This is a genomic window from Burkholderia sp. DN3021, from assembly GCF_049805555.1.
GTDB lineage: Bacteria > Pseudomonadota > Gammaproteobacteria > Burkholderiales > Burkholderiaceae > Burkholderia > Burkholderia pyrrocinia_C.
Genome location: NZ_JBNCAB010000143.1, coordinates 1 through 9,737, shown reverse-complemented (window position 1 = coordinate 9,737; position 9,737 = coordinate 1). Strand labels below are relative to the sequence as shown.

Annotated in this window: 10 protein-coding genes; 7 read left to right on the top strand and 3 right to left on the bottom strand. The window is 70.5% G+C overall.

From position 1 onward, the window contains the following. Positions 1 to 4 precede the first annotated feature (4 nt). From ACPUER_RS35060 to asnB, 7 genes are all read left to right on the top strand, one after another. Positions 5 to 754, top strand: coding sequence for a SctK family type III secretion system sorting platform protein (locus tag ACPUER_RS35060; RefSeq protein ID WP_425133367.1), 750 nt, complete (start codon positions 5 to 7; stop codon positions 752 to 754). Beyond that, positions 736 to 1,365: a type III secretion system stator protein SctL gene (sctL, locus tag ACPUER_RS35055; protein ID WP_034180508.1), complete on the top strand. Its 630-nt coding sequence runs from the start codon at positions 736 to 738 to the stop codon at positions 1,363 to 1,365. The genes ACPUER_RS35060 and sctL overlap by 19 nt, the downstream gene beginning before the upstream one ends. Then, a complete protein-coding gene (gene sctN, locus ACPUER_RS35050; RefSeq protein ID WP_175959568.1) occupies positions 1,362 to 2,744 on the top strand; it encodes a type III secretion system ATPase SctN in 1,383 nt (460 codons plus the stop codon). Before sctL ends, sctN begins: the two co-directional genes overlap by 4 nt. Next, the gene (locus ACPUER_RS35045) at positions 2,737 to 3,447 is read left to right on the top strand and encodes a hypothetical protein (protein ID WP_175959567.1); all 711 of its coding nucleotides are present in this window, start codon (positions 2,737 to 2,739) and stop codon (positions 3,445 to 3,447) included. The genes sctN and ACPUER_RS35045 overlap by 8 nt, the downstream gene beginning before the upstream one ends. Then, positions 3,441 to 4,250, top strand: coding sequence for a type III secretion system export apparatus subunit SctT (sctT, locus tag ACPUER_RS35040; RefSeq protein ID WP_111018582.1), 810 nt, complete (start codon positions 3,441 to 3,443; stop codon positions 4,248 to 4,250). Before ACPUER_RS35045 ends, sctT begins: the two co-directional genes overlap by 7 nt. Before the next feature lie 18 nt (positions 4,251 to 4,268). Continuing rightward, positions 4,269 to 5,300, top strand: a complete 1,032-nt coding sequence (locus ACPUER_RS35035) for an EscU/YscU/HrcU family type III secretion system export apparatus switch protein (protein ID WP_310132841.1) — start codon at positions 4,269 to 4,271, stop codon at positions 5,298 to 5,300. A gap of 258 nt (positions 5,301 to 5,558) precedes the next feature. Continuing rightward, entirely contained in the window at positions 5,559 to 7,526 is a 1,968-nt protein-coding gene (asnB, locus tag ACPUER_RS35030) for an asparagine synthase (glutamine-hydrolyzing) (protein WP_310132844.1), read from the top strand. Between the two features lie 54 nt (positions 7,527 to 7,580). Here asnB and ACPUER_RS35025 read toward each other — a convergent pair whose 3' ends face one another. The 3 genes from ACPUER_RS35025 to sctQ form a co-directional block, all read right to left on the bottom strand. Next, complete coding sequence (locus tag ACPUER_RS35025) at positions 7,581 to 8,375, bottom strand: lytic transglycosylase domain-containing protein (protein ID WP_425133366.1); 795 nt, start codon at positions 8,373 to 8,375, stop codon at positions 7,581 to 7,583. Continuing rightward, a complete protein-coding gene (gene sctR, locus ACPUER_RS35020; protein ID WP_034180501.1) occupies positions 8,372 to 9,046 on the bottom strand; it encodes a type III secretion system export apparatus subunit SctR in 675 nt (224 codons plus the stop codon). Before sctR ends, ACPUER_RS35025 begins: the two co-directional genes overlap by 4 nt. Positions 9,047 to 9,049: 3 nt before the next feature. Further along, positions 9,050 to 9,737 (bottom strand): type III secretion system cytoplasmic ring protein SctQ (gene sctQ, locus ACPUER_RS35015; protein WP_425133365.1); only part of this gene is annotated, 688 nt, incomplete at its 5' end.

Genomic DNA, 9,737 nt, shown 5'->3' with positions numbered 1-9,737 from the left:
GCGCATGAGCGATTCGCATGCACCACCGGGTGACGCGGCCGCCCCGTCGTCCGATACGGCGCCGCTGCCGTGGCTGCAGCCGCTCGCGCCGCCGCCCGCCGCGCGCCGTGCCGCATTTCATGCGCTCGTCTGCGACTTCAACCTGCGGCCCGACCGTTATCTGCACGTGACGCGCGTGCCGGCCGACTGGCCCGCGCGCTACCGCTCGCCGGACGCGTTCGGCGCGGCCGGCCGCAAGCTGCTCGCGCGGCACCTGCTCGACGCGCACGGCGTTGCCGACCGGCACGACTTCGACGTCGCGAACCCGTGCGCGCGGCTCGCGCTGCTGCCGGGCGCGGCGCTCGAGCAACTGGCGTCGTATGCCGGGCTGCTGCTGCATCGCAACTGGCTGCGCGATGCGCTGACCGTGCGGCGCATCCGCGCGGAAGTTGCGGCCCGGCTCGGCGGCGACGCGCTGGAACTCGCGCTCGAACGCGCGCCGGAATTCGGCGCGCTCGCGGACACGCTCGAACCGTGGCGCGCGGATCCCGCCGCGCTGCCCGTCGTGATCCGCGCACGCGGCGGACGGCTGCTCGCGGATTTCATCGGCGTGGCGGGCGACGCGATCGCGCGGCGCGCGCGCCTGAAGTTCAACCGCGCGATCGACGACGAAGCGCCGTACTGGCTGAACCGCGCGCAGCGCGACCAGTTCGGCGAATTGCTGTTCCTGTTTCTGATTCCCGAGAGGCTTGCGTCATGGGACTGGCTTTTCTGATCACGAGCGACAACCTGCAACTGCTGTCGGAGCGCAAGGTGCTCAAGGAGCGCGAATACGCGGCGCTGCTCGACGCGTCCGCGGTGATCGCGACCGCGCACGACGAGGCCGCACGCATCGTCGCCGACGCGCAGCGCGAATTCGACAAGCGGCAGGCGGCCGGCTACGACGAAGGGATGCGCCGCGCGCAGCGCGAGCAGGCCGCGCAGGCCTACACGCAGGCGCTCGCGGCCGCGCGCACGATGGAGACGATGAAGGACGCGATGGCCGACATCGTCGTGAAGGCCGTGCGCGCGATCGTCGGCGAGATGAGCACGCAGAAGCTGTACGAGGCCGCGCTGGCGCGGATCGCGCCGCTCGTGCGCGACGAGGCGTTCCTGGTCGTGCATGTCGCGCCTGGCCGCAAGGACGAAATGCGCGACGCGCTCGACGGTGCATTCGCGGGGCAATCGAACCGGCAGAAGATTCGCATCGTCGAGGATGCGCAACTCGAACGCCATGCGTGCACGGTCGAGACGCCGTCCGGGCGCATCGACGCGAGCCTCGACCTGCAGATCGACGCGCTGCGCCAGGCGATCCGCCGCGATGCGCTGAAGGGCGCCGCGCGATGAACGCGCCGCTCGACGATGCTCAGCCGTTCGGCAGCGGCGACGACGACGGCGCGCCGTTCGATCGCGGCCGCCTCGTCGGCGAACTCGACGCGGGGCTCGCGTTTTTCTCGCCGGTGTCGGTGCAGGGCCGCGTCAATCACGCGGTCGGGCAAATCTTGAACGCGACGGGCATCCGCGCGCGGCTCGGCGAGATCTGCGAACTTCGCACGCCGAACCAGCCGACGCTGCTCGCCGAGGTGGTCGGGTTTTCGCGGCAGACGACGCTGCTCACGCCGCTCGGCGACGTGGCCGGCCTGTCGCCGGAGACGACCGTCGTGCCGTCCGGGCGCGAGCATGTGTTTCCGGTGGGCGAAGGGCTGTTCGGCCGCGTGCTCGACGGGCTCGGCCGGCCGCTCGACGATCGCGGGCCGGTGACGGGCGCCGCGTGGGTGTCGACGCAGCAGGACCCGCCGAACCCGCTCGCGCGCCAGATGATCGACACGCCGTTTCCGACCGGCGTGCGCGTGATCGACGCTCTGATGACGCTCGGCGTCGGGCAGCGCGTCGGCATCTTCGCGCCGTCGGGCGTCGGCAAGAGCACGCTGCTCGGGATGATCGCGCGCGGCGCGCAGGCGGACGTGAACGTGATCGCGCTGGTCGGCGAACGCGGCCGCGAGGTGCGCGAATTCATCGAGCACAGCCTGTCGCCCGAGGTGCGCGCGCGTTCGATCGTCGTCGTGTCGACGTCCGATCGTCCCGCGATGGAGCGCGTGAAATCCGCGCTCGTCGCCACCGCGATCGCCGAGCACTTCCGCGATGCGGGCAAGCGCGTGCTGCTGCTGGTCGATTCGCTGACGCGCTTCGCGCGCGCGCAGCGCGAGGTCGGCCTCGCGAGCGGCGAGCCGCCGACGCGGCGCAGCTTTCCGCCGTCGACGTTCGCGGTGCTGCCGCGCCTGCTCGAACGCGCGGGGCAGGGCGCGAACGGGTCGATCACCGCGCTCTACACGGTGCTCGTCGAAGGCGACGAGGAATCGGACCCGATCGCCGAGGAAGTGCGCTCGATCCTCGACGGCCATATCGTGCTGTCGCGCAAGATCGCGCTCGCGAACCGCTATCCGGCGATCGACGTGCTCGCGAGCCTGTCGCGCGTGATGCCGCTCGTCGCGAGCCGCGCGCACCAGCAGGCGGCCTCGCGCGTGCGCGAGCTGATCGCGAAGTACCAGGAGATCGAACTGCTGGTGCAGATCGGCGAATATCGCGAAGGCAGCGACCGGCTCGGCGATCTCGCGCTGCGCGCGCGCGACGCGATCGGCGCGTTCTGCGCGCAGGCGTCGCACGAGGACGTGCATTTCGACGCGCTGCTCGCGAAGCTGACGAAGCTGGCGAACGATCATGTCTGAAGCCGACGACCGCCTCGTGCTCGCCACGCTTGCGCGCCTGAAGCGCGTGCGCGAGATGCGCAGCCAGATCGCGCGCGTCGCGGCCGCGCGCCAGCAGGGCATCGCCGCGCAGAGCCGCCGCGCGCTCGACGCCGCGCACGCGCAGCTCGCGCAGCAGGTGGCCGCGAAGGCCGCGATCCAGACGCGTCTTGCCGACGACGTGCGCGAGGCGCGCGCGCTGCAGAACGCGGCGGCCGATACGCGCACGTTCGACCGGCACATCGGCACCGCGAACGCGTCGGTGAGCGAGGCCGCGCACGTGCATCGCGGCCACGAGGCGACGCTGGCCGACCTGCAGCGCGCCGCGCGCAAGGCGAAGGCCGCCGAGGACAAGCTCGACAAGGCCGGCGAGAAGGCGCTGCACGCGCGCGCCGCGCGGGTCGAGCGCGATGCCGACGAAGTCGCGGACGGCTACGCGGTGCGGCGCTTCGCGACGGCCGGGGTATGGTCAGGCGCGGCGGGCGACGTGGCCGGCCATGCGGCCGCGCAGCCGGAAGCGGCCGCCGCGTTCGACGCGGAGATGGCCGCCCGGCCGGCCGATGCGGAAGCCGGCTCGGTCGACGTGACCGACATGAGCGACGCAGCCGCTTCAACCGCCTTAACCACCCCGGCCGCCCCGGCCGACGACCCCGAGCCGCCCTCCGCCGCGGAGCGCCGATGCTAGACCAGGCCGCGGGTTTCAACGACGTCGCGGGCACGCTGCGGCCGCTGCTCTACGTGATGCCGCGCCTGTTGCCGATCATGTTCGTCGTGCCGGTATTCAACGAACAGATCATCACGGGGCTCGTGCGCAACGGGATCGCCGTCGTGATCGCCGCGTTCGTCGCGCCGGCGATCGATTCCGCGCAGGTGGCCGCACTGCCGTTCCTGATGTGGTGCCTGCTCGTCGCGAAGGAGGCGGTGGTCGGCATGCTGCTCGCGGGCGCGTTCAGCGCGGTGCTGTTCGCGATCCAGGGCGTCGGCTACCTGATCGACTTCCAGACGGGCAGCGGCAGCGCCGCGTTCTTCGATCCGATGGGCGGGCACGAGGGCGGCCCGACATCGGGCTTCCTCAATTTCGTCGCGATCGCGCTGTTCGTCACGGCCGGCGGCCTGCAGGTGCTCGTGCAACTGTTCGCGCAGTCGTACGCGTGGTGGCCGATCGGCTCGCTCGGCCCCGATTTCTCGTCGATGCTGCAGACCTTCATCGTGCGGCAGACCGACACGATCTTCGAATGGATGGTGAAGCTCGCCGCGCCGGTGACGATCGTGCTGGTGCTCGTCGAGCTCGGCATCGGCCTCGTCGGGCGCGCGGTGCCGCAGCTCAACATCTTCGTGTTCTCGCAGCCGCTGAAGAGCGCGCTCGCGCTGCTGATGATGGTGCTGTTCCTGCCGGTGGTGTACGCATCGCTGCATTCGCTGCTGAGCCCCGACAGCGGGCTGATGGCGCTGCTGCGCGCGCTGTTCGCCGCGCACGGCGGCGCCTGAGCGCGCGACGGAGCCGATATGGCCGAAAAGGACCAGAAGCCGACCGCGAAGCGCTTGCGCGAGGCGCGCGAGAAAGGCGATGTGCCGAAGAGCGCGGAAACGATTTCGTCGGCGTTCTTCGTCGGCGTATGCGTCGCGCTCGCGGTCGGAATCGGCGCGCTGTTCGCGCGGTTGCAGTCGCTGTTCCGGCTCGTGTTCGACGCGGTCGGCGCGGCCGACCCGTCCGCACGGATCGCGGTGCTGATCGACGGCGCCGCGCGCGACTGGGCGACGCTGTCCGCGCAGATCGTCGCGGCCGGGCTGCTGGCCGGGCTGCTCGCGGGCTTCGTGCAGGTCGGCGGCGTGATGGCGTGGAGCCGCCTCATGCCGCAGCTGTCGCGGCTCAATCCGGCCGAGGGGCTGAAGAACCTGTGGTCGATGCGCAACCTCGTCAATCTCGCGAAGATGCTGCTGAAGACGGTGCTGCTCGCCGCGACGCTCGGCTGGCTGATCGTCGAGTCGCTCGACCCGTCGGTGCAGTCGGGTTTCACGCGGCCGATATCGATCCTCGCGCTGATCGTGAAGCTGCTGATGCTGCTGTTCGGCTGGGCCGCGCTGATCTACATCGTGATGGCGCTGATCGACATCGTGCATCAGCGGCACGAGTTCAACCAGAAGATGAAGATGTCGATCGACGAAGTGCGACGCGAGCACAAGGAGGACGAGGGCGACCCGCACATCGAGGCGAAGCGCCGGCAGCTCGCGCGCGAAGCGCAGTTCGCGTCGCTGCCGGACCGGATCGGTTTCGCGTCGGTGGTCGTCTATTCGCCGCGCGTCGCGGTCGCGCTCTATTACGGCGGGATCGGCACGCTGCCGTGGGTGCTCGCGCGCGGCGAAGGCGAGGCGGCCGAGCGGATCGTGCGGCTCGCGCGCGACGCGCTGCGCCCGACGCTTGCGAACGTCGGGCTCGCGCAGGCGCTGTACGAGACGACACCCGAGAACGGCACGATCCAGCAGCAGCATTTCCGCGAGGTCGCGCAGTTGCTGAAATGGGCGACCGGCGCTGTCTGACGCACGCGGCGGCGGGCATATCCCCCTTTTTCCGGTCAGCGAACCGGCGTGGCCAATCGCTCCATTTCGATATGGCCCTTTGCGTGGTCATGCGCGCGCGGCGCTTGACTCCGTTTTTTTTCCGGCCGCGGCCCGAATTCACCAGTGAATTATTGCTGAATTATTTCTTCGTAATATGGCTCGACCGTCACGCCTGATGGCGGGCCGCGAGGTTGCGCCGCGCGTGACGGAACAAGTCAACAGGGGCAGACAAATCACATGTGTGGAATCGACGGCTTTCTGAATACCGTCGCCATCGATGAGGAGACAGCGCGCGGCACGCTCGCGCGGATGACGGCGAGCCTCGCGCATCGCGGGCCGGACGGGCAGGGGATCTGGGTCGATCCGGAAGCCGGCATCGCGCTCGGCCACCGGCGGCTGGCGATCGTCGACCTGTCGGTGCATGGCCGGCAGCCGATGGCGTCCGCGTGCGGCCGCTACGTCATGGTCTTCAACGGCGAAATCTACAACCATCGCGAACTGCGTGCCGAGCTCGAGCGCGCGGGTCGCGCACCGGCGTGGCGCGGCCACTCCGACAGCGAGGTGCTGATCGCGGCGATCGTCGCGTGGGGTGTCGAGGCGACGCTGCGGCGCGCGACCGGCATGTTCGCGTTCGCGCTGTGGAATCGCGCATCGCGGGTGCTGACGCTCGCGCGCGACCGGATCGGCGAGAAGCCGCTCTACTACGGCCGGATCGGCGACGCGCTCGTGTTCGCGTCGGAGCTGAAGGCGCTGCGCGGCTATCCGGGCTTCGACGGCACGGTCGACCGCGACGCGCTGTGCCTGTATCTGCGCCAGTCGAGCGTGCCCGCGCCGTACACGATCTATCGCGGCATCCGCAAGCTGCCGCCCGGCACGTACATCCAGTTCGAGCATGCGCGCGACACGCCGCGCGTGCGCGCGTACTGGACGCTCGAACAGGCGATCGAGAGCGGCCGCGAGCAGCCGTTCGAGGGCAGTGCCGACGAGGCCGTCGGCCAGCTCGACGCGATCCTGCGCCAGGCCGTCGCGCGGCAGATGGAAGCCGACGTGCCGCTCGGCGCGTTCCTGTCGGGCGGCGTCGATTCGTCGGCGATCGTCGCGCTGATGCAGGCGCAATCGGCGACGCCGGTCGACACGTTTACGATCGGCTTTCATGAAGCCGGCTACGACGAAGCCGGTTACGCGAAGGCCGTCGCGCGCCATCTCGGCACGCGGCATACCGAGCTTTACGTGACGGCCGACCATGCGCTCGGCGTCGTGCCGAAGCTGCCGTCGATCTACGACGAGCCGTTCGCCGATGCATCGCAGATCCCGACCTTTCTCGTGTCGGAACTGACGCGCCGGCATGTGAAGGTGAGCCTGTCCGGCGACGGCGGCGACGAGCTGTTCGGCGGCTATACGCGCTACTTCCTGACGCCGCGCCTGTGGCGCAAGCTGCATCGCGTGCCGGCCGCCGTGCGCGCGCGGATCGCCGCCGCGCTGCATGCGCTGCGGCCCGATCACGCGGACCAGCTCGCGGCCGTCGCGCAGGGCGCATGGGGCGGCGTGGAGGCGCGCGAATCGGCGGCGCGCATCGGCGACCGCCTGCACAAGCTCGGCCATGTGATGACGGCCGAGAGCCGCATCGGCCTGTACCGGCTGCTGATGTCGTCGGTGCATCATCCCGAGCGCATTGCGCTGTCGGGACAGGAGCCGCCGACGCCGCTCGACACGGTGTCCGCGTGGCCCGCGCACCTGAGCTTCGCCGAGCAGGCGATGGCGATCGATACGCTCACGTATTTGCCGACCGACATTCTCGCGAAGGTCGACCGCGCGGCGATGGCCGTGAGCCTCGAGACGCGCATGCCGTTCCTCGACCATCACGTCGTCGAATTCGCGTGGCGCGTGCCGGCGTCGGTGCGTTTGCCGGAAGGGCAGTCGAAGGCGCTGCTGCGCCGGCTGCTCGACCAGTACGTGCCGTCGGCGCTGATCGACCGGCCGAAGCAGGGCTTCTGTGCGCCCGTCGATCACTGGCTGCGCGGCTCGCTGCGCGACTGGGCCGAGGCGCTGCTGCGGCCGTCGCGGTTGCGCGAAGAGGGTTTCTTCGATGCGGCCGCGGTCGAGCGTTTGTGGCGGCAGCATCAGACGGGCCGGATGAACTGGCAGCATCAGTTGTGGACGGTGCTGATGTTCCAGGCGTGGCTGGAGGCGCAGCGGGCGGGGTGACGCGGCGTTCGACTTGCCGGCGACGGTCGGCGGGTTCGCCCGCGCCTCACCCGTTCACTGGTCGAGACACCGCACGCACAGCCGCTTCGCCTGGTTCGCCGGCAGCCCGCGGCACATCATCACCACCGGGCGCGCGTGACACGAAGGCGCATCGGCGGACGCGGCGGGCGACGCTAGCCGCCGCGCGCGTTCGGGCGGCGTGGTGGCGGCCGCGTCCATACGCCGGCGGCGCTCGGGCGGCGGCGTGTCGCTCACGACCGGAATCGGTTCGACGCCGCCTTCGCGCGCGTTGCGCTGCGCGCTCGCGACGACGCGGCTCACGTAGCCGCTCGAGAAACCGGTCGTGAAGTTGCCGCTGTAGTAGCACGACAGCGCCGCGCGCAATGCGGCCTGCGCGGCGCGGCCGGTGCCCGACGAGCGCGCGAAGCATTCGGTCAGGATCGCGCCGCCGGCCCGCAGGTTGCGGCACGGCTCGAACATCGTCGCTTCGTCGAGTCCGTATTTCGTGAAATTTCGTTCGTTCACCTGAGCGAGGCCGACGCTGTAGCTGAAGCCGCGCGACGCAAGCTCGCGCGCGGTCGCGCGCGCCTCGTCGAGCGACGCGGGCTGGCGCGCCAGGTGGCCGCCGACCACGCCGATCGCATACGGATTGAAGCCAGACTCGGTGCGCACGAGCGCGGCGAGCGTGTCGGGATCGACATTCGGCGCACACGCGCGAGCGAGTTGCGCGAAGCCCGCGCCGCTGGCCGCATGCGCGATGTGCGGCTGCATTCCGGCGAATGCGGGCACGAGCAGCCCGACCAGCGCGCACAGGTGCGCGGCGGCGGTTCGCAGGCCGCGCGCATTCATCCCGCGCCCGCCACGCGGTACGACAGCACGAGCCCGTGCACGAGCAGCGACCAGCCGTCGAGCGCGACGAACAGCAGCAGCTTGAACGGCACCGAGATCGTCGTCGGCGAGATCATCTGCATCCCGAGCGCGAGCAGGATGTTCGCGACCAGCAGGTCGACGACGATGAACACGATATAGATCACGAAACCGATCTGGAATGCCTTCGTCAGTTCGGCGAGCGTGAAGCTCGGCACCAGCACGAGCAGGTCGTCGTCCTTGATGCCGTCCGCGCGGTTCTTCGGCCAGACCGACGTCGCGGTGCGCACGAAGAATTCGCGGTCGCGCTGCCGCGTATGCGACACGAGGAAATCCTTGATCGGCGGCAGCGCGGCATCGGCGAGCGCGCCGACGTCGGCGGTCGACAGCTGCCCCGATGCGTCGAAGTGGCGCGCCTGCAGCGCGTCGCGGATCGACATCCCGACGGGCGCCATGATGAACAGCGACAGGATCAGCGCGATGCCGTTCAGCACGAGGTTCGGCGGCACCTGCTGGATCCCGAGCGCAGAGCGCAAGAGGCCGAGCACGACCACGAGCTTCGTATAGCTCGTCACCATCAGCGCCGCGAACGGCGCGATGCCGAGCGCGGCGATCACCGCGATCAGCGCGACCGGATTCGGCAGGTTGCCCATCGCTCAGCGCTCGCGCGGCGCGGGTTGCGTCAGCGTGACGACACGCACGCCGAGTTTCTGGCCGACTGCAATCAGGTGGCCGGTGCCGATCAGCATTCCGTTCGCGACCAGATGGATCACGCTCTGGTTGATTCCTTGCTGCAGTTCGATCACGGCGCCCGGCTGCAGCGCGCTCAACTCGCCGAGCGGCATCGACGTGGGCGGCAGCTCGAAGCGCAGGTCGACCGCGAGGCCGTCGAGCGTGCGCGGCGCATCGGCGGGCGGCGCGTCGTGCGCCGTCGCGGGCGCGGTGTCGGTGCGGGTCGGTTCCAAAGGCATCTCCCTGATTCGTTCGACGGTCAGCCGGTTGCCCGACGGCCGTCCGGTGATCTCCCACGCTGGCGCGGCGGGCAACCGCGCGACGCACAGCAGGTTCTGCTCGTGCGCCTGCCAGCGCTCGATCGCGATGATGTCGCCGCCGACGACATCGGCCAGTTCGGCCGTCGTCAGCTCGGTGCGGCCGATCTCGAACACGAGCGGCACGGGCAGGTTCGCGTAGGCCGCGCGCGTGTCGGCGAGCGCGGCCGGCGCGGCCGCGAAGAACACGGCCAGCGCATCGGGCGCGTCGAACAGCAGTGCGCCGTGGCAGCGCCATGCGCCGTCGGCGCGCCGCAGCTCGAAGCGCAGCGCGGCCGGTGCTGCGTGCCAGGCG